The 18,634-nt window shown below is 71.5% G+C and carries 15 protein-coding genes and 1 riboswitch; of the genes, 8 read left to right on the top strand and 7 right to left on the bottom strand.

The window, feature by feature from the left end; genetic code table 11:
- Positions 1–223: 223 nt before the first annotated feature.
- The 4 genes from ACLJT4_RS00605 to def all read left to right on the top strand — a co-directional run bounded on the left by ACLJT4_RS00605 (position 224) and on the right by def (position 4,896).
- Entirely contained in the window at positions 224–1,627 is a 1,404-nt protein-coding gene (locus ACLJT4_RS00605) for an HD-GYP domain-containing protein (protein ID WP_411120489.1), read from the top strand.
- Complete coding sequence (locus ACLJT4_RS00600; RefSeq protein ID WP_411120488.1) at positions 1,624–2,862, top strand: HD-GYP domain-containing protein; 1,239 nt, start codon at positions 1,624–1,626, stop codon at positions 2,860–2,862. Before ACLJT4_RS00605 ends, ACLJT4_RS00600 begins: the two co-directional genes overlap by 4 nt.
- Before the next feature lie 336 nt (positions 2,863–3,198).
- A complete protein-coding gene (locus ACLJT4_RS00595; RefSeq protein WP_275463015.1) occupies positions 3,199–4,197 on the top strand; it encodes a tetratricopeptide repeat protein in 999 nt (332 codons plus the stop codon).
- Positions 4,198–4,266: 69 nt separating this feature from the next.
- Positions 4,267–4,896, top strand: coding sequence for a peptide deformylase (gene def, locus ACLJT4_RS00590; RefSeq protein ID WP_411120487.1), 630 nt, complete (start codon positions 4,267–4,269; stop codon positions 4,894–4,896).
- Positions 4,897–4,935: 39 nt separating this feature from the next.
- Here the strand turns inward: def and ACLJT4_RS00585 are convergent, their stop codons facing one another.
- From ACLJT4_RS00585 to ACLJT4_RS00570, 4 genes are all read right to left on the bottom strand, one after another.
- Positions 4,936–6,888, bottom strand: coding sequence for a transglycosylase domain-containing protein (locus ACLJT4_RS00585; RefSeq protein WP_411120486.1), 1,953 nt, complete (start codon positions 6,886–6,888; stop codon positions 4,936–4,938).
- Between the two features lie 107 nt (positions 6,889–6,995).
- Positions 6,996–8,060, bottom strand: a complete 1,065-nt coding sequence (locus ACLJT4_RS00580) for a ribonucleotide-diphosphate reductase subunit beta (RefSeq protein WP_411120485.1) — start codon at positions 8,058–8,060, stop codon at positions 6,996–6,998.
- On the bottom strand, positions 8,060–10,480 hold the full coding sequence (locus ACLJT4_RS00575; RefSeq protein WP_411120484.1) for a ribonucleoside-diphosphate reductase subunit alpha: 2,421 nt from the start codon (positions 10,478–10,480) through the stop codon (positions 8,060–8,062). Before ACLJT4_RS00575 ends, ACLJT4_RS00580 begins: the two co-directional genes overlap by 1 nt.
- A gap of 186 nt (positions 10,481–10,666) precedes the next feature.
- Positions 10,667–10,767: riboswitch (cobalamin riboswitch) on the bottom strand.
- Positions 10,768–10,934: 167 nt separating this feature from the next.
- Positions 10,935–11,438: a GNAT family N-acetyltransferase gene (locus tag ACLJT4_RS00570; protein ID WP_411120483.1), complete on the bottom strand. Its 504-nt coding sequence runs from the start codon at positions 11,436–11,438 to the stop codon at positions 10,935–10,937.
- A gap of 135 nt (positions 11,439–11,573) precedes the next feature.
- Here ACLJT4_RS00570 and ACLJT4_RS00565 point away from each other — a divergent pair, with 135 nt between their 5' ends.
- A complete protein-coding gene (locus ACLJT4_RS00565; protein ID WP_411120482.1) occupies positions 11,574–12,161 on the top strand; it encodes a Uma2 family endonuclease in 588 nt (195 codons plus the stop codon).
- 85 nt (positions 12,162–12,246) lie between these two features.
- Here the strand turns inward: ACLJT4_RS00565 and mctP are convergent, their stop codons facing one another.
- The 3 genes from mctP to ACLJT4_RS00550 form a co-directional block, all read right to left on the bottom strand.
- Positions 12,247–13,917 carry a monocarboxylate uptake permease MctP gene (gene mctP, locus ACLJT4_RS00560; protein WP_411120481.1) on the bottom strand — a complete coding sequence of 557 codons (1,671 nt, stop codon included), beginning with the start codon at positions 13,915–13,917 and terminating at the stop codon, positions 12,247–12,249.
- The gene (locus ACLJT4_RS00555) at positions 13,914–14,171 is read right to left on the bottom strand and encodes a DUF3311 domain-containing protein (protein WP_016573178.1); all 258 of its coding nucleotides are present in this window, start codon (positions 14,169–14,171) and stop codon (positions 13,914–13,916) included. The genes mctP and ACLJT4_RS00555 overlap by 4 nt, the downstream gene beginning before the upstream one ends.
- A 218-nt stretch (positions 14,172–14,389) precedes the next feature.
- Positions 14,390–15,151: a GntR family transcriptional regulator gene (locus tag ACLJT4_RS00550; protein ID WP_411121052.1), complete on the bottom strand. Its 762-nt coding sequence runs from the start codon at positions 15,149–15,151 to the stop codon at positions 14,390–14,392.
- A 241-nt stretch (positions 15,152–15,392) separates the two neighbouring features.
- Between ACLJT4_RS00550 and ACLJT4_RS00545 the strand changes: the two genes are divergently transcribed.
- From ACLJT4_RS00545 to ACLJT4_RS00535, 3 genes are all read left to right on the top strand, one after another.
- Entirely contained in the window at positions 15,393–16,661 is a 1,269-nt protein-coding gene (locus ACLJT4_RS00545) for an extracellular solute-binding protein (protein WP_411120480.1), read from the top strand.
- 168 nt (positions 16,662–16,829) lie between these two features.
- Positions 16,830–17,804 carry a carbohydrate ABC transporter permease gene (locus ACLJT4_RS00540; RefSeq protein ID WP_411120479.1) on the top strand — a complete coding sequence of 325 codons (975 nt, stop codon included), beginning with the start codon at positions 16,830–16,832 and terminating at the stop codon, positions 17,802–17,804.
- Positions 17,801–18,631, top strand: coding sequence for a carbohydrate ABC transporter permease (locus ACLJT4_RS00535; protein WP_016573182.1), 831 nt, complete (start codon positions 17,801–17,803; stop codon positions 18,629–18,631). The genes ACLJT4_RS00540 and ACLJT4_RS00535 overlap by 4 nt, the downstream gene beginning before the upstream one ends.
- The last annotated feature ends 3 nt before the right edge of the window (positions 18,632–18,634 follow it).

Here is an 18,634-nt window from a genome sequence, read left to right as displayed (position 1 = left end):
CGGCTCCGACAACGGACCGCCGCCGTGCAGCCGGCACGTCCGCGCACCGAACGGGCGTGCGCCCCGCTCACCCCTGAGGGTGAGGGGCCGGGCGTTCCGCCCCCTCCGATCCGTCGATGCGTCCCCTCGGGCGCCACCGCCCCTCTATTCTCGCCGGACCCTCGCGGGTACGCGGCCGTCCGCCGCGACGGCGGGGTGCGTCGGGCAGGGTGAGGAGAACGCGATGCGGGAACTCCCAGCGGCCGCGCGGGTGTACATCGGTTGCGCCGCCCTGGCCGCGGCGCTCTGCGCGGCCCCCGTGGTACGGCTCGGCGCCGCCGCCCCCTGGGCCGACGCCCTGGCCCTGGGCGTCCTGCACGGCCTGTGCGAACGGATCCGCCGCTGCCCGTTGACCCAGGGCCCGGCGCGGCACGCGGCCGGGCCCGACGCGCCGACCGGAACGTTTCCTCCGGGCTGGGCCACCCCCGTGGTGCTCGCCGGAGCCTTCCTTTTGCCACCGCCGTTGGCGGCGCTGGTCGCCGTGCCCGGCGCCCTGCTCGCGCCGGCCGCCCGCCCCTGGCCGGCCGCCCGCCGCCTCTGGCACACCGCCGAACTCGCCCTGGCCGCCTGGGCGGCGACCCAGGTCTTCCGGGCCGTCGGCCCCGCCGCACCGGCCGCGGCCCCCTTCCCGCAACTGCTGCCACCCGCGCTCGCCGCCGCGGCCGCCTTCTGCGGCGTGCTCACCGCGCTCGGCGGCGGCGTGCTGGCCCTCGCCGAGCGGCACCCGCTGCGCACCGCGTGGCGCGGCCCGGCGGCGCGGCTGCCGGTGACCCACCTCGTCCACGGGCTGACCGGGCTGATGATGGCGGTGCTCTGGCACAGCGTCTACGGGCCGCCCGCGGCGCTGTTGGTGCTGCTGCCGGTGCACCTGTCCTGCTGGGCGTTCGCGCAGTACCAGCGGGAGCGCGCCGCCCACCAGGCCACCGTCCGGGCCCTGGTCCAGGCCGTCGACATCAAGGACCGCTACACCCGCGGGCACAGCGAGCGGGTAGGCCGGGCGTCGGTGCTGATCGCCCGGGAGCTGGGCATGGCCGAGGACCGGCTGGAGGTGCTGCGGTTCGCCGGCATCCTGCACGACGTGGGCAAACTCGGCGTCCCCACCCGGGTGTTGCGCAAGGAGGGGCCGTTGACCCCGCACGAGCGCCGGATCATCGAGCTGCACCCCGAGTACGGGCACGAGATCGTCCGTGGCATCGGGTTCCTGGGCGAGGCGCGGGCCGCGATCCTGCACCACCACGAGCGGGTGGACGGCAGCGGCTACCCCTACGGCCTGATGGGCCATCAAATTCCGGAGTGCGCACGGATGGTGGCCGTCGCCGACGCCTTCGACGCGATGACCTCCACCCGTTCCTACCGGCGGGCCCGCCCGGTGCCGGTCGCGGTCGCCGAACTCCGGCGGTGCGCCGGGACGCAGTTCGACCCGCGGATGGTCCGGGCACTGGCCGCCGCCCTCGACAAGCACGGCTGGCGGCCGGAGCAGGTGACCGCGGGGGAGGAACGGGCGGCCGATCCGGCGCCGGCGGGCAGCGGCGCCGTCCCCTCGGTCCGGGCCCCCCGGTCGGGCGCGGACCACGGCGCCGCCCGATGAGACGCCGCACCGCCGCCTGGGTGCACGGCCCGGCCGTCGCGTTGGCCTGCTGGGGCCTGGGCCACACCCTGTGGCACGGCATCGCCGCACCGCGCACCGCACTGGCCTTCGGGGCGCTGATCGCGGCGGGCGAGGCGGTGCGCCGCGCCCCCGCCCGCCCGGGTCTGCGGGAGGGCGCCCCGCTCGGTGCGGCCGGGGCGCTCGGCTACGCGCTGCTCGACGACGCGGACGGGCGGCCGGCCGGGCACGGGGTGGCGCAGACCCTGGCGGTGGTGGTGGCGGCCGGGTTGGTGGGGCTCGTCCCCTACCTGGCGCGCGGCGGCGGGCCGGTGCTGGACCCGCTCGCCCGCCGGGTGTTGAGCGTCGGGTTCGCCGCCACCTGCTGCCAACCCCTGCACGCCGCGGGGACGTTGCCGGCCTGGGCCGCGGTCGGTCCCGTCCGCCCGCTCTTCCTGGCCGTGCTGCTGGCGCTGACCGCGCTCTGCGACGCGGTGCTGGCCGCCGCACTGGCCCGGGCCCGGACGGGGTGGCCGTACGGGCCGCTGCTGCGGGACGCGTTGCGGGCGCTGCCCGGCATCGGCACCGCGATCTGCGCCACCGGCGTGGTCATCGCGCTGGCCGTGGCGGTCGCCGGCCTGTGGGCGCTGCCGGTGTTCTGCCTGCCGCTGCTGCTGACCCAGCTCGCCTTCCGCCGGTATGCGGCGGTCCGTGCCACCTACCGTCAGACCATCGCCTCGCTGGCCCGCGCCACCGAGATCGCCGGCTGCACGCCGCCCGGCCACGCCCGCCGGGTGGCCGGGCTCAGCCGCGCGGTGGGGCGGGAACTCGGGCTCGGCGGGCCGGACTTGGACGTCCTGGAGCACGCCGCCCTGATGCACGACATCGGACAGCTCTCGCTCGTCGACCCGGTGCCGGACGGCGCCACCGCCCCGCTGGCGCCCGCCGAACAGCGCCGGATCGCCCTGCTGGGCGGCGCGGTGGCCCGGCAGACCGGTGCCCCGCCGGAGGTCGCGGTGATCGTCGAGCGGCAGGCCGATCCGTACCGGGAGCAGCCGGTCACCGCCCGTATCGTCCGCACCGTCAACGCCTACGACGACCTGGTGGCGGGCGCCGCGGGGCCCGCCGGGCGGCTGCGCGCCCTGGAACGGCTGCGGCTGGCCACCGCCCGGGACCACGAACCGGGGGTGGTCGAGGCGCTCGCCCGGGTCCTGGCGCGCGGGGGCCGGGCGGGCTGAGCCCGGGCGCCAGGGGGCTTCCGCACGGTGTGCGCCGGGGCGCGGAGCTGGTCCGTGCGCTCCCGTCGAGGCCCCGTGCACCCCCGTCGCACGGTGTTCCCGGCCCGTCCACTGTCGGGGAACCCATGGGTAATGAGCGGCCTGCGAGATGGGCATGGTTGGATGCGAAGGGAGCCCCTTGAAGGGGGGTTCAGGGGGTCGGCGCAGGGCATGAGCCGCACGGGGGTGAGCCCGACGGCAATCTGTGGCAGGTTGTCGAGTGGGCCCCCAGAAGGCCCCGGGGAACCGCCCGGGCCTCCTCCGGAGCGGCACAAGAGCAACCAGCAGGCGGGAATCGTGAGGATCTTCGGCAAGGTACGGCACCGGCCCTCCGCCTCGTGGCGGCAGGCGACCGACCGCGCTTTCACGCTGATCGGCGACGGCCGTTACGAGGACGCGGGGGCACTGCTGACCCGCGCGGCGGACATGGAGCCCTGGCTGTCGGAGTCCTGGTTCAACCTCGCGCTGCTGCACAAGTTCCGGCACGACTGGGAGCAGGCCCGGGCCGCCGGCCTGCGCGCGGTGGCGCTGCTGGACCGCGAGACCGGGGCGCCCGACTGGTGGAACGTCGGCATCGCCGCCACCGCCCTCCAGGACTGGCCGCTGGCCCGCCGTGCCTGGCAGGCGTACGGGCTGAAGGTCCCCGGCGAGGGCTCGCCGACCGGGGAGCCGCGGGGGATGGCGCTGGGCAGCGCCGCGGTCCGGCTCTCGCCCGAGGGCGAGGCCGAGGTGGTCTGGGGCCGCCGGCTGGACCCGGCCCGCATCGAGGTGCTCTCCATCCCGCTGCCGTCCTCCGGGCGGCGCTGGGGCGAGGTGGTGCTGCACGACGGCGTCCCGCACGGTGAGCGGACCACCACCACCGCCGACGGCGACACCCGCACCTTCCCGGTCTTCGACGAGATCGAGCTGTGGGCGCCCTCCCCGGTGCCCACCTGGGTGGTGCTCTTGGAGGCCGCCACCGAGGCCGACCGGGACGCCCTGGAGCAGTTGGCGGCCGACGCCGGCTTCGCCGCCGAGGACTGGTCGTCGTCGGTGCGGCTGCTGTGCCGCACCTGTTCCGAGAGCCGGATGCCCAGCGACGAGGGCGACGGCGAGCACCTGGACCCGCACGACCACAGCGAACCAGGCCACCCCGGGCCGCTGGGCCACCGCACCGCCGGCTCCGGCTCGCTGTGGGCCCCCGAGCGCGAGTGCGGCATCGCGGCGCCCGCGGCCCTGGTGCGGGGCCTGCTGGACGGCTGGGTCGCGGACAGCCCGGACACCCGGGAATGGCGCGATCTTGAAGAGGTCTGCTGAGCGGGCGACCGCGTCCCCGTAGGCTGTAGGGCGTTCCCCGAGGGTTTTGCAGGAAGGCGTACGGCGGAGATGGCCCAGCAGGACAGTGATCAGCAGGAGAGCGTCGCGTTCGTCGACGACGTCACGGACGCCAAGGAGCGCGAGGCGGCCCACCGGGAGCGCGGCACCTCCCGTCCCATCACCGTGGTCGGCAACCCGGTCCTCCACAAGGAGTGCAAGGACGTCACGGAGTTCGACGACGAGCTGGCGCAGCTGATCGACGACATGTTCGCCAGCCAGCGCACCGCCGAGGGCGTCGGCCTGGCCGCCAACCAGATCGGCGTGGACCTCAAGGTCTTCGTCTACGACTGCCCGGACGACGAGGGCGTCCGGCACGTCGGCCACGTCTGCAACCCCGTCCTGGACGAGCTGCCCGCCGGCCGTCGGGTGCTGGACGACTCCAACGAGGGCTGCCTGTCCGTCCCCGGCGCGTACGCCGAGCTGCCCCGCCCCGACTACGCGGTGGTGCGCGGCCAGAACGCCCAGGGCGAGCCGATCGTGGTCGAGGGCACCGGCTACTTCGCGCGCTGCCTCCAGCACGAGACCGACCACCTCTACGGCTACCTCTACATCGACCGGCTCTCCAAGCGGGACCGCAAGGACGCGCTGAAGCAGATGGCCGAGCGGGAGCCCCGCTACGCCGTCGTCCCCAACGACTGAGGCGGCGGCCGGCGCGGGGCTTCCCGGCCCGGCGCGGCCCTACGCGGCGCCCTGATAGGCGGCCCAGACCCGGGGCGGGAGCGAGGTGCCCAGCCCGGTGTCGGGGCCGCCGACGCCGTTCAGGGGCAGCAACTGGGGCGCGCCCGGCTTGTTCCGGAACAGCGTGATCGCGGTGGTGGGTTCGGCGCCCTTCCCGGCACCCGACGCGCGCTCGGCGCGGACGCCGGCACCGGCGGCCGGCGCGGGGCGCACTCCCCTGGCCCAGCCGGCGCCGGCCGGCGGCGGGGTGGCGACGAACCACGCCGACTTCATCCGGTCACCGGGCTCGGTGGCCGCGACCGCGGGCGGCTGCTCGCCCGCCTTGAGGCCCGACGGCAGGGTCCGCCAGCCCAGCCCCGCCAGCATGTTGGTCATGGTCTGCGCGACCTCCGGGGTGACCGCCTGCTGCGGTTCGGCGCGCTCGAAGCCGGCCACTGCCTTGCCCTGGTAGCTCATCTTCGAGACCGCGTACGGCTCGGCGTGCCGCCCGGCGTTGGCGAAGGTGCTGTAGGCGCTGGCCAGGCGGACGGCGCTGGGCGCCGAGGTGCCCAGCGGGAAGGTCTGCTCCAGCTGCGCCAGGCTCTCCTTGCGCAGTCCCAGGCTGAGCGCCAGGTCCCGGATCCGCTCCAGTCCGAGTTGCTTCCCGCCTTGGACGAACGGGACGTTCGAGCCCTGCATCAGGGCGCCGAGCAGCGCGTCGGACCGGCTGGAGCTGTCCGCCGGGCGCGGCTGGTCGCCGTACCGCTCGGCCTCCTGCTGGAGGGCGGTGGCCAGGACGATCGGCTTGAAGGCGGAGCCGGCCGGCACCGCCGTGGTGTCGGCGTTGTTGCTGAAGTGCCGGGTGGCGTCGGCACCGCCGTAGAGCGCGACGATCGCGCCGTCGTCGGGGCGCACCGAGGCCGCGCCGAATTCCACATAGCTGTCCGTGGTGCGCTTCTTCGCGTCCAGGCTCTTGGCGCGGACGTCGTTGACGGCCTTCTCCAGCCGGCGGGTGCGCTGCTTCTCGAACGTGGTGTGGATGCGGTAGCCGCCGCGGGCCAGGTCCTTGTCGGTCAGTCCGGTGGTGCTCTTGACGAACTTGTTGGCGACGTCGACGAGGTAGCCGACCTGGCCGGCCTGGCTGGTGGGTTTGGTCACCGGGCGCGGTTCGGGGAACGTGCGGTAGTGCGCGCGGTCCTCCTTGCTCATCGCGCCGGTGTCGACGAGCCGGTCGAGTATCCACTTCCAACGGTCCACCGCCCGGGCGTGGTTGGCCTTGCTCAGGCCCGGGTCGTACTGCTCGGATCCCTTCAGCACGGCGGCCAGCAGCGCGCCCTGACTGGGGTCGAGGTCCTTGGCGTCGATGCCGTAGTAGGCGTGGGCCGCCGCCTGGATGCCGTTCGAACCCCGGCCGAACCAGCTGGTGTTGAGGTAGCCCCGCAGGATGTCCGACTTGCTCTTCTGGTTGTTGACCTTCAGCGCGATGATGAATTCCTTCACCTTGCGGGTGGCGGTCTGGTCCGGCGAGAGGTAGGTGTTCTTCACGTACTGCTGGGTGATGGTCGAACCGCCCTGGGTGTCACCGCCGGAGACCATGTTCACCACGGCCCGGGCGATGCCGGTGAGCGAGACGCCGTGGTCCTCGTAGAAGGTGGCGTTCTCGGCCGCGATCACCGCGTTCTGGACGTGCTTGGGCACCTTGTCCAGGGTGACGTTCTGTCGGTTGACCGTGCCGACGGTGACCATCTGGCTGCCGTCCGCCCAGTAGTACACGGTGCCTTCCCGGCCGGCGAGCGCGTTCTCGTTGGGGACGTCGATCTTCGCGTAGACGAACGCGAACAGCCCGCCCAGACATGCCAGGACGAACGTGCACGTGCCCGACCACAGGCGCCACGACGGCAGCCAGCGGCGCACCCCCTTCCGGCCGAGGCGGGGGTAGTCGATGTACCGGCGACTTCTCTTCCTGCCCTCCATATCCGGGTAGATGTGGTGGCACAGGCTCCGGTTGCCGCTCCGGCCACCTGCTAATCGAACGCTCACATTCGGGCGGGTGGCCGGGGCACGGCTTCAGCCGGTCGGGATCAGAAGTCGTCGTCGAAGGAGACCGAGCCCTCGACGGCGACCTGGTAGGCCGAGGCGCGCCGCTCGAAGAAGTTGGTCAGCTCCTGGACGTTCTGCAGCTCCATGAAGGAGAAGGGGTTCTCCGAGCCGAAGACGGCGGGGAAGCCCAGCCGGCGCAGCCGCTGGTCGGCGACGCACTGGAGGTACTCGCGCATCGACGCGGTGTTCATCCCCGGCAGGCCCTCGCCGCACAGGTCGCGGGCGAACTGCAGCTCGGCCTCCACGGCCTCCGTCAGCATGTCGGTGACCTGCTGCTGGAGCGAGTCGTCGAAGAGGTCGGGCTCCTCCTCGCGGACGGTGTCCACCACGGAGAAGGCGAACTCCATGTGCATCGACTCGTCGCGGAAGACCCAGTTGGTGCCGGTGGCCAGGCCGTGCAGCAGGCCGCGCGACCGGAACCAGTACACGTACGCGAACGCGCCGTAGAAGAACAGGCCCTCGATGCAGGCCGCGAAGCAGATGAGGTTCAGCAGGAAGCGGCGGCGGTCGGCCTTGCTCTCCAACTGGTCGAGCTTCTCGACGTGGTCCATCCACCGGAAGCAGAACTCCGCCTTCTCGCGGATGGACGGGATGTTCTCCACCGCGGCGAACGCGGCGGCCCGGTCGTCCGGATCGGGCAGGTAGGTGTCCAGCAGCGTCAGGTAGAACTGGACGTGCACGGCCTCCTCGAAGAGCTGACGGCTCAGGTAGAGCCGCGCCTCGGGGGAGTTGATGTGCTTGTACAGCGTCAGCACCAGGTTGTTGGCGACGATCGAGTCGCCGGTGGCGAAGAACGCCACCAGTCGGCCGATCAGGTGCTGCTCACCCGGGGAGAGCTTGGCGAGGTCGGCGACGTCGGAGTGGAGGTCGACCTCCTCGACGGTCCAGGTGTTCTTGATCGCGTCCCGGTAGCGGTCGTAGAAGTCCGGGTAGCGCATGGGCCGCAGGGTCAGCTCGAAGCCCGGGTCCAGGAGGTTCTTCCGGCCGCCGGCGGTGGCGGTGTGGGCGGCTGCGGCGTTCGTGGTCTTCTCGGGTGCGGTGGACATTACTGGCAGGCCTCGCAGGACTCGGGGTTCTCCAGGGAGCAGGCGACCGCGTCGGGGTCGCTCACCGGGAGCTGGGCGGGGAGGGACGCGGCGCGGGCCGACTGGGCGATCCGGGTCGCCGGCCGGGAGCGCAGGTAGTACGTGGTCTTGATGCCGCGCTTCCAGGCGTACGCGTACATCGAGCTGAGCTTGCCGATGGTCGGCGACGCCATGAAGAGGTTGAGCGACTGGCTCTGGTCCAGGAACGGCGTGCGGTCCGCGGCCATGTCGATCAGGGCGCGCTGGGGGATCTCCCAGGCGGTGCGGTAGCGGTGCCGGACGTCCGCGGGGATCCAGGCCAGCTCCGCGACGGAGCCGTTGGCCTCCCGGAGCGCGTCCCGGGTCCGCGCGTCCCACAGGCCCAACTCCTTGAGCTCCTCGATCAGGTACGTGTTGACCTGGAGGAACTCGCCGGACAGCGTCTCGCGCTTGAAGAGGTTGGAGACCTGCGGCTCGATGCACTCGTAGACGCCGGCGATGGACGCGATGGTGGCGGTCGGCGCGATGGCCAGCAGCAGCGAGTTGCGCATGCCGGTCGTGGCGATCCGGGCGCGCAGCGCCGCCCAACGGTCCGCCCAGCGCGGTTCGGCGTTCGGGTAGTGGTCGGGGTGCAGCACGCCGCGGGCGGTGCGGGTCGCGGACCAGGTCGCGTGCGGGCCGTGCCGCTCGGCGAGGTCGGCGGACGCCTCGTAGGCGGCCAGCATGATCCGCTCGGAGATGCGGGTGGACAGCTCCCGGGCCTCGGCCGAGTCGAACGGCAGCCGCAGCCGGAAGAAGACGTCCTGCAGGCCCATCAGGCCCAGACCCACCGGCCGCCAACGGGAGTTGGAGGCGGCGGCCTGCTCGGTCGGGTAGAAGTTGATGTCCACGACCCGGTCGAGGAAGGTCACGGCGGTGCGGACGGTGGCGTCCAGCCGCTCCCAGTCCATCGCCTCCGCCCCGTCGCCGGCGTCCTGGCGCAGGTGCGCGGCGAGGTTGACCGACCCCAGGTTGCAGACCGCGGTCTCGCCGTCGTCGGTGACCTCCAGGATCTCCGTGCACAGGTTGGAGGAGTGCACGACCCGGCCGGGCTCCGCGGTCTGGTTGGCGGTGCGGTTGGCGGCGTCCTTGAACGTCATCCAGCCGTTGCCGGTCTGCGCCAGGGTGCGCATCATCCGGGAGTACAGCACCCGGGCCGGCACCTGCTTGAGGGCCTTGCCCGCGGCCTCCGCCGCCCGGTAGGCGACGTCGAACTCCTCGCCCCACAGGTCGACGAGCTCCGGCACGTCGGCCGGGGAGAACAGCGACCAGTCGGCGTCCGCCTCCACCCGGCGCATGAACTCGTCCGGGATCCAGTGCGCGATGTTGAGGTTGTGGGTCCGGCGGGCCTCCTCGCCGGTGTTGTCCCGCAGCTCCAGGAACTCCTCGATGTCCGCGTGCCAGGTCTCCAGGTAGACGCAGGCCGCGCCCTTGCGGCGGCCGCCCTGGTTGACCGCGGCCACCGACGCGTCGAGCGTGCGCAGGAACGGCACGATGCCGTTGGAGTGCCCGTTGGTGCCGCGGATCAGCGAACCGCGGGCGCGGATCCGGGAGTACGACAGACCGATCCCGCCGGCGTGCTTGGAGAGCCGGGCCACCTGGTGGTAGCGGTCGTAGATGGAGTCCAGCTCGTCCAGCGGGGAGTCCAGCAGGTAGCAGGAGGACATCTGCGGGTGCCGGGTGCCGGAGTTGAAGAGCGTGGGGGAGGACGGCAGGTAGGACAGCGTGCTGGTCAGCCGGTACAGCTCGGCGACGTCCGCCAGCGCCCGCGCGGAGTCGTCCTCGGCGAGACCGCAGGCCACCCGCAGCAGGAAGTGCTGGGGCGTCTCGATCACCTTGCGGGTGGTGGGGTGCCGCAGCAGGTAGCGCGACTGCAGGGTGCGCAGCCCGAAGTACCCGAACCGGTCGTCGGCGCCGGACGCCAGGGCCCCGTCCACCAGCGCGTCCAGCTGCGCCGCGTGGCCGCGGACGAACTCCGCGGTGACGTCCGCGATCAGGCCCTCCCGGTGGCCGACCTCGATCGAGGCCGCGAAGGAGGTGGTGCCCTGGCCGGCGGCCTCCTCGGCGATGGCGAGGGTGAGCAGGCGCGCCGCGAGCCGGGAGTACTGCGGCTCGTCGGCGATCAGCCCGGCCGCGGCCTCGGTCGCCAGCGCGCGCAGTTCCGCCTCGTCGGAGCCGGGGTGCCGGCCGCGCAGCGCGGCGGCGGCCACCTTGCCGGGGTCGGTCGCGGTCAGGTCGGCGGTCAGCTCGGTCAGCGTCCGCAGCAGGGCGACGCCCGGTCCGTCCTGGTGCGCGGGAGGTGCGGCCACCACGGACTGCACGACCTCGGCGTCTGACGCGGGCTCCGTTGGCGCGATGGTCACCTGATGCTCTCCCTCACTCGGCGGGGGCCGGGAGGGACGGCGGTGCGACGGCAGCCGTGCGGGCAGGGCGGCACCTCACGGCGAGCCGGAGGTGCGCGGGTCGGCCGCGCGGCGTCCATCGGCCCATCCCTCGGGGCCCGGACGTATCGACGCCGCACCGATGGCGGTGCGGACGTGCCGTCGGCAGGTCCTCGGACTCGGGAGCGCACCGCCGGACCCTTGCGAACGGGCCGCGGAACGCGCTCTCACACCGTTGCGGGACAGTCCCGGATTCGCACCGGATTCCCCTGCGGCGACAGCGAGGAAGAGCATACATCTTGTGTCGCTCCCCGCATGCACCCCCACATCTTGTGTCGCTCCCGCGTACCATTCCCGCAGGTATGCGGGAGGCCGGACCGCCCGGGCGCCGCTTCGGCGCGGCCGGAACGCCGTCGCGACGGCCGCCGACGCCCCCTCAGACCAGCTCGCGGGCGAACGCCCACAGCGTCACCCCGGGGATCGGAACCCAGTCCCGTTCCGCCGCCCGCGCGAAGCCCAGCCGGCGGTACAGGCGGTGCGCCGGCAGCAGGTGCGGCTGGCTCGACAGCACCATGGCGCGCAGCCCCGACTCCCGGGCCCGCGCCAGGCACGCCCGCACCAGCGCCGCCCCGACGCCGTGCCCGCGCCCCGCGGCCCGCACCGCCAGCATCCGGAACTCGGCCTCCCCGGGCCCGGCCAACTCCGCGTACGGGCTCCCGTGCGGCGCGAACGTCACCGCCCCCAACAGCGCCCCGTCCGCCCCGCCCACGGCCACCAGCACCTCGGCGTGCTCCGCCCGGTGCGCCACGTTCCGCAGCACCGTCCCGTACGGATCGCCCGCCCCGCCGTTCAACAGCCCGTCGGCCAGGTACACCTCGGCCACCAGGTCGCCGACCGTTTCGAACTCCGCCTGCCGTATGGGCCTGATGGTGATGTCCATGGAGGCAGTGTGCCGGCGACTGCTCGCCGGCGGGGGCGAGATGACGCACGGTCGTCATCACGTGACTGTCGGTGGGGCCGACTATCGTCGGAGTGACGTTCTCTGATCCGTCCAGCGGAAGAAGGAGGAGGCTCCATGGCCGCGTTCGGCGACCGGCCGCACCGCACGCTCACCGATTACTTCGAAGAGGCAGCTCGGATAATCGACCGGTCGGAGGAAGGGGCGCGGCTGGAAATCATCGACGGGAAAATCTGGAGCAAGGCCGTGCCGGACGGGGACCGCGGTCGGATCATCCAGTGGCTGACGCGCATCTGCATGCAGTACCGGCCTGAACTCTGGCTCTACCCCAACCAGGGCTTGAAGGTGCAGCCCTACCGAGGGGGTCGTGCCCGGCCGGATGGTTCGCTCGTGCCTAGTGACGCCTTCGTCGGCCAGGGCGAATGGGCGGATCCCGAGCCCGTGCTGATGGTCGTCGAGGTGACCTCCCACGACTCCGACACCGAAAAGCGCGACCGGGTGGAGATGCCCAGGGCCTACGCCGAAACCGGCATCCCGCTCTACCTGTTGGTCGACCGCGAAGCCTGCGAGGTGACGCTCTGCAGCGAGCCCGGCGGCGGCCGCTACGAGGACGTCCACACCGTGCCGTACGGCAAGCCGCTCCATCTCCCGGACCCCGTGGGCATCACCCTCGATACCGAGGCGCTCAAGGACTGGGTGAGCTGATCCTGCGCGGCCGCCGCGGCGCACATGGCGGAGGGCCGTGCCGTTCCGAGGGAACGCCACGGCCCTCCGCCGTAGTTGACGGCGCTCAGTGCCCCGCCGGTGCCCCCGCCGTCGCCGGCGGCAGGTCGGCGGTGACGCCCGCGTCGCCGACGTCCGCGGTGTAGTCCCCGGGAGAGGTCTCGTCGGTGCCCTCGGGGGCCTTGAGGGCCTTCAGGACGAAGGTCAGGACGACCGTCACCACGACGTTCAGGACGAAGGCGGTGAGGCCGATGTAGCCGATCTCGCCGATGCCGGGGATCTGGGCGTTGGAGCCGCCGAAGTGCTTCTGGGTCGGGCTGGCCACCCCGTAGGCGGCGAGGGTGCCGTAGACCATGCCGACCGCCCAGCCGGCCAGCAGCGCCCAGCGGTGGAACCAGCGGGTGAAGAGCCCGCCGACCAGGGCCGGCATGGTCTGCAGGATCCAAATGCCGCCCAGCAGCTGGAAGTTGATCGCGACGGTCTTGTCCATGGTGAGGACGAAGGCCAGTGCGCCGACCTTCACCAGGAGGGAGACCAGCTTGGCGACCTTGTGCTCCTGCTCGGGAGTGGCGTCGGGCTTGAGGAAGTCCTTGTAGACGTTCCGGGTGAAGAGGTTGGCGGCGGCGATCGACATGATCGCCGCGGGCACCAGTGCGCCGATGCCGATCGCGGCGAACGCCACGCCCGCGAACCAGCTGGGGAACATGTCCTCGAAGAGCTGCGGGATCGCCAACTGGGCATTGCCCCGGGTGTCCGTGCCGGCCTTGATCGCCATGAAGCCGAGCAGCGCCAGGAGGCCCAGCATCAGGGAGTAGAGCGGCAGGATCGTGGTGTTGCGGCGGATGACGTTGCGGCTGCGCGAGGAGAGCGTCGCGGTGATCGAGTGCGGGTACATGAACAGCGCCAGCGCCGAGCCGAGCGCGAGCGTGGCGTACGCCCACTGCGCGTTGGGGCCGCTGGCCAGTTCACCGCGCGGTTTGCCGGTCGGCCCGTGCACGGCGAGTGAGTCCTTGGCCGCGTGGAAGATCTCGCCGAAGCCGCCGAGCTTGATCGGGATGTAGATGATCGCCACCACGATGACCAGGTAGATCAGTCCGTCCTTGACGAACGCGATCAGCGCCGGCGCCCGCAGCCCGGACGAGTAGGTGTACGCGGCCAGTACGGCGAACGCGATCAGCAGCGGCAGGTCCTTGACGAACCAGTTGGCGTCCGCACCGCCGCCGACGCCCAGCACGTCCAGGACGGCCTGGATGCCGACCAGTTGGAGCGCGATGTACGGCATCGTGGCGAGCAGGCCGGTGAGGGCCACCGCCAGCGACAGGCCCTTGGAGCCGAAGCGGCCGCGGACGAAGTCGGAGGTGGTGACGTACCCGTGCCGGTGCGAGACCGACCACAGTCGGGGCAGGAAGGTGAAGATCAGCGGGTAGACCAGGATGGTGTACGGGACGGCGAAGAAGCCGGCCGCGCCCGCCGTGTAGATCGCCGCCGGTACGGCCACGAACGTGTAGGCGGTGTAGAGGTCGCCGCCGAGCAGGAACCACGTCACCCAGGTGCCGAAGCTGCGGCCGCCCAGGCCCCATTCGTCGAGGTTGGCGGACTGCTCGGCCTTGCGCCAGCGCGCCGCCAGGAAGCCCATGACCGTGACGGCCAGGAAGAAGAAGACGAAGACGGCGAGCGCCACGCCGTTGACGCCCTGGGGGGCGGCGGCGAGCGTCGTGGTCAAGGGAGTCGTCGTCATGCCGCACCGTCCTTGCGGGCCCGCTGCTCACGCTGGACCAGCTTGTAGGCCACGGACGTCAGCACCGTCGAGATCAGCACCCACGCCATCTGGTACCAGTAGAAGAACGGGATCCCGATCAGCGTCGGCTCGATCCTGGCGTACGAACTCACCCACAGCATCGCGATGAACGGGGCGATCAGGCACAATCCGGCCACTACCCGTGTGGGGGTGACGACCGGTCTGCGGTCCGGTGGTGCGGCTTTCTCGGCCATGACCGTGGCTCCCGTCCCTCGTGAACTCCTGTGCAACCGGCTGGAAATCTAAGGCAGGGTCGTGGCACGCGTCACTAGCTGTCCGCATATCGGTATGCGGCGGTTACCGCACGGGAGTTGGGCGGACACCGGGAGGGACCGGATTCCGTGGCGCGCGGCGGCGGTCGGGCGGCGTGCCGTTCGGAATCCGTACGGTCGGTCGGCTCCGGGCGGGGACGTCAGTCGGTCGGGCGCTGGAGGCGCGCGACGAACTTGTAGCGGTCGCCGCGGTAGACCGAGCGCACCCATTCGACCGGCTGGCCCTGGGCGTCCAGGGAGTGCCGGGAGAGCATCAGCATCGGCAGGCCGACGTCGGTGCCCAGCAGGCCGGCCTCGCGCGGGGTGGCCAGCGAGGTCTCGATGGTCTCCTCGGCCTCCGCCAGCCGGACGTCGTAGACCTCGGCCAGCGCGGTGTACAGGGAGGTGTACTTGACGAGGTTGCGGCGCAGCGCCGGGAACCGCTTGGCCGAAAGGTGGGTGGTCTCGATGGCCATCGGCTCGCCGCTGGCCAGCCGCAGCCGCTCGATGCGCAGCACCCGGCCGCCGGGGGTGATGTCCAGCAGCCCGGCGAGCCGGTCGTCGGCGGTGACGTAGCCGATGTCCAGCAGCTGGGAGGTGGGTTCCAGGCCCTGGGCCCGCATGTCCTCGGTGTAGGAGGTCAGTTGCAGCGCCTGGGAGACCTTGGGTTTGGCGACGAAGGTGCCCTTGCCCTGGATGCGCTCCAGGCGGCCCTCGACGACGAGTTCCTGGAGGGCCTGGCGGACGGTGGTGCGGGAGGTGTCGAACTCCGCGGCGAGGGTGCGCTCGGGCGGCACCGGGGTGCCCGGCGGCAGGGTTTCGGTGATCTCCAGCAAATGCCGCTTGAGCCGGTAGTACTTGGGCACCCGGGCGGTCCGCGCGCCACTGCCGCCGCTCTCGGCGCTGCCCGCCTCGGTGTCCATGACCCGCCTTTCCGATGCCTGTCGTGCTGCCGTCACCGGCTCCTCCGTACGTAGCGGCTCACATCGTGGCACGGACGGGGTGCCCATGCGCCCACGCGGGCCTGGGCCCGCCAGATGTCGGTCCGGTAACGGACCTGACAGCGACTCTTATACACCCTTGACACCCCTAAAGGTCTAGGCCAAGCTGCGGGAACTGGTCTAAACCATTAAAGCCACACCCGTCCTTGAGGGGGAGAGCGCGATGAAGCGTGGGCTCATAGCGGCGACCGCGGTCGCGGGAATGCTGGTGAGTGTCGCTGCCTGTGGGTCGAGCGGCAAGAGCAATGCGGGCGCCGATGGCTTCAAGGGCCAGAAGCTGACCGTATGGGTGATGTCCGGCTCCAATCCGGCGCAATGGACCAAGCAGGTCTCCGACCAATTCAAGAAGAAGACCGGCGCCACGGTCGAATTCAAGGTCCAGCAGTGGAACGGCATTCAGCAGAAGCTGAGCACCGCCCTCTCGGAGGACACTCCGCCGGACGTCGTCGAGATCGGCAACACCCAGACCGCCGCCTACGCCAAGGCCGGTGCCCTGGTCGACCTCGGCGACCTGAAGAAGGAGATCGGCGCCGACTGGAACGACGCCTTCAACAAGGCCGCGATGGCGGACGGGAAGCAGTACGCCCTGCCGTGGTTCGCCGGCAACCGCGTGGTGATGTACAACAAGAAGATCTGGGCCCAGGCCGGGATCACCAAGCTCCCCACCACGCGCGCCGAACTCTTCCACGACTTCGACACCATCAAGCAGAAGACCGAAGCCGATCCGCTCTACCTGCCCGGCCAGAACTGGTACTTCCTCGACGGCCTCACCATCGGCACCGGTGCACAACTGGTGAAGAAGGAAGGCGACAAATGGGTGTCCAATTTCGCTGACCCCAAGGTCGCCAAGGCGATGGACATCTACAAGCAGTACATGGCGTTCAGCAGCGCCCCCAAGAACAAGGACGAGGCCACTCCGCAGCAGGCCGAAATCTTCGCCAAGGGGAAGACCGGCGCCCTCATCGCCATGGGCTACGAGGCCGCGACCGCCGTCAAGGCCAATCCGAAGATCAAGGAAGACATCGGATTCTTCACCATTCCGGGGGAGACCGCCGCCAAGCCCGAGGGCGTCTTCCTCGGAGGCTCCAACTTCGCGGTCGCCGGAATGAGCAAGAACCAGGAACTCGCCAAGGAATTCCTGAAGGTCGCGCTCTCCAAGGACAACGACGCCCAGATGGTCAAGGAATCCGGCTGGACGCCCAAGTCCCCGGCCCTGGCCGGCGCCGCCAAGGACAACCCGGCCGCCGCGGCCGCCGCCCCCGCCGCCGAGAAGGCGGGCGGCACCACCCCGCTGATCCCCCAGTGGGCCGCGGTGGAGAACGTGCCGAACCCGATCAAGAACTACATGACCGCGGTCCTGAACGGTAAGGCCCCGACCGACGCCGCCAAGGACATCGAGTCCGAGATCAACGCCCGGCTCGCCAAGGAGTAGCCGGTCACCGGAGGCGTACCGGCCGGGCGGCCCTGCGGGACCCGGCCCGTACGCCCGGAGCAGCGACCGCGGCCGCCGTCACCGCGCCGGGCCGGCACCCCGCGGTGCCGGCGGCCGCCTCCACCGCACCACCCGGCGCATCCACGGGAACGAGGGGACCACACGCTCATGGCAGTGCAGCTCGACGAAGCGGCGGGGAGGACCACGCCGCGGACCGGCAAGGGCGGCGCGCCGCCCGCCCGGAGCGGCCCCGGCGGACGACGGAGCGCCCCCTACCTCCTGCTGCTCCCGGCCCTGCTCGCCACCGCGGTCTTCCTGGGCTGGCCCCTCGTCCGCAACCTGGTGCTCTCCTTCCAGAACCTCAACATGAAGGAGTTGATCCAGCACCTCACCGACTGGCGGGGCCTGGGCAACTACCAGGAGGTCCTGGGCAGCGAGCAGTTCTGGCGGGTCACCGGCCGCACCATCGTCTTCACCGCCGTCAACGTCGTGCTGATCATGGTGCTGGGCACCCTGCTCGGACTGCTGCTGGCCCGGCTCGGCACGAAGATGCGCCTGGTGCTGTCGGTGGCGCTGGTACTGGCCTGGGCGATGCCGTCGATCGCTGCCACCACCGTCTTCCAGTGGCTCTTCGACTCCCGCTACGGCGTCGTCAACTGGTTCCTGGACCACCTCGGTTGGCACGCCATGGCCCACTACGACTGGGTCGGCACGCAGCTGTCCACCTTCTTCGTGATCACCGTTCTGATCGTCTGGCAGTCGCTGCCCTTCGTGGCCCTCAACCTCTACGCGGCCACCACGACCATCCCCAAGGAGCTCTACGAAGCGGCCCGGATGGACGGCGCCGGCACCTGGAAGATCTTCACCTCCGTCACCTTCCCCTTCCTGCGCCCCTTCTTCATGGCCACGACGTTCCTCGAAGTCATCTGGGTCTTCAAGGCGTTCCCGCAGATCTTCGCGATCAACCAGGGCGGCCCGGACCGGCTCACCGAGACGCTGCCGATCTACGCCTTCACCGAGGGCGTCGGCAACCTGCACTTCGGCATGGGCGCCGCCATCTCCGTCCTGACCATCGTCGTGCTGCTCGCCCTCACCGCGTACTACCTGCGCCTGACCCTCAAGCAAGAGGAGGACGCGCTGTGAAGCGCTCACTCGCCGGCCGGATCTGGCCCAACGCGACCGCCGCCGTCCTCGCGCTGCTGTTCGTCTTCCCCGTGTACTGGATGTTCGCCACGGCCTTCAAGCCGACCCAGGACATCCTCAGCGAGGACCCGGTGTGGTTCCCGTTCCACGGCACCGTCTCGCACTTCGTGACGGCCGTGGACGCGCCGAACTTCTGGCGCCTGGCCGGGAACTCCGTCGTGGTGACCGTGGTCGCCGTCGGGCTGTCGCTGGTGATCGGGCTGTGCGGTTCGTTCGCCATCGCCCGGATGCGGTTCAAGGGCCGCCGGGGCATCCTGCTGACCTTCATGGTCGCCCAGATGGCGCCCTGGGAGGTCATGGTGATCTCGATCTACATGATCGTCCGGGACGCGGACCTGCTCAACAGCCTGCTGCCGCTCACCTTCTTCTACATGCTGATGGTGCTCCCCTTCACCCTGCTGACGCTGCGCGGCTACGTCGCCGCGGTGCCCAAGGAGTTGGAGGAGTCCGCGATGGTCGACGGCTGCTCGCGCCGGCAGGCGTTCGTCAAGGTCGTCCTGCCCCTGCTGGCCCCCGGCCTGATGGCCACCTCCCTCTTCGGCTTCATCACCGCCTGGAACGAGTTCCCGCTGGTGCTGGTCCTCAACAAGGAGCCCGGCGCCGGCACCCTGCCGCTGTGGCTCTCGCAGTTCCAGACCCAGTTCGGCGACGACTGGGGCGCCACCATGGCCGCCGCGTCGCTCTTCGCCCTCCCGATCCTGATCCTCTTCCTGTTCCTGCAGCGCAAGGCGGTCGGCGGTCTCACCTCCGGCGCAGTGAAGGGATAGCCC

The sequence above is a fragment of the Streptomyces sp. x-19 genome (genome assembly GCF_046549115.1).
In the GTDB taxonomy this organism is placed as follows: Bacteria; Actinomycetota; Actinomycetes; order Streptomycetales; family Streptomycetaceae; genus Streptomyces; species Streptomyces albulus_C.
The sequence above is the reverse complement of the archived record's forward strand: the minus strand, read 5'-3'. Positions and strand labels throughout refer to the sequence as shown.

Excerpts from the sequence above, each read along its gene's own strand:
- ACLJT4_RS00605 (WP_411120489.1), top strand. The coding sequence starts at position 224 with ATGCGGGAACTCCCAGCGGCCGCGCGGGTGTACATCGGTTGCGCCGCC.
- ACLJT4_RS00550 (WP_411121052.1), bottom strand. The coding sequence starts at position 15,151 with ATGGACACCGAGGCGGGCAGCGCCGAGAGCGGCGGCAGTGGCGCGCGG.
- ACLJT4_RS00580 (WP_411120485.1), bottom strand. The coding sequence starts at position 8,060 with ATGTCCACCGCACCCGAGAAGACCACGAACGCCGCAGCCGCCCACACC.
- ACLJT4_RS00555 (WP_016573178.1), bottom strand. The coding sequence starts at position 14,171 with ATGGCCGAGAAAGCCGCACCACCGGACCGCAGACCGGTCGTCACCCCC.
- ACLJT4_RS00540 (WP_411120479.1), top strand. The coding sequence starts at position 16,830 with ATGGCAGTGCAGCTCGACGAAGCGGCGGGGAGGACCACGCCGCGGACC.
- ACLJT4_RS00570 (WP_411120483.1), bottom strand. The coding sequence starts at position 11,438 with ATGGACATCACCATCAGGCCCATACGGCAGGCGGAGTTCGAAACGGTC.
- ACLJT4_RS00600 (WP_411120488.1), top strand. The coding sequence starts at position 1,624 with ATGAGACGCCGCACCGCCGCCTGGGTGCACGGCCCGGCCGTCGCGTTG.
- def (WP_411120487.1), top strand. The coding sequence starts at position 4,267 with ATGGCCCAGCAGGACAGTGATCAGCAGGAGAGCGTCGCGTTCGTCGAC.
- ACLJT4_RS00565 (WP_411120482.1), top strand. The coding sequence starts at position 11,574 with ATGGCCGCGTTCGGCGACCGGCCGCACCGCACGCTCACCGATTACTTC.
- ACLJT4_RS00585 (WP_411120486.1), bottom strand. The coding sequence starts at position 6,888 with ATGGAGGGCAGGAAGAGAAGTCGCCGGTACATCGACTACCCCCGCCTC.
- mctP (WP_411120481.1), bottom strand. The coding sequence starts at position 13,917 with ATGACGACGACTCCCTTGACCACGACGCTCGCCGCCGCCCCCCAGGGC.
- ACLJT4_RS00545 (WP_411120480.1), top strand. The coding sequence starts at position 15,393 with ATGAAGCGTGGGCTCATAGCGGCGACCGCGGTCGCGGGAATGCTGGTG.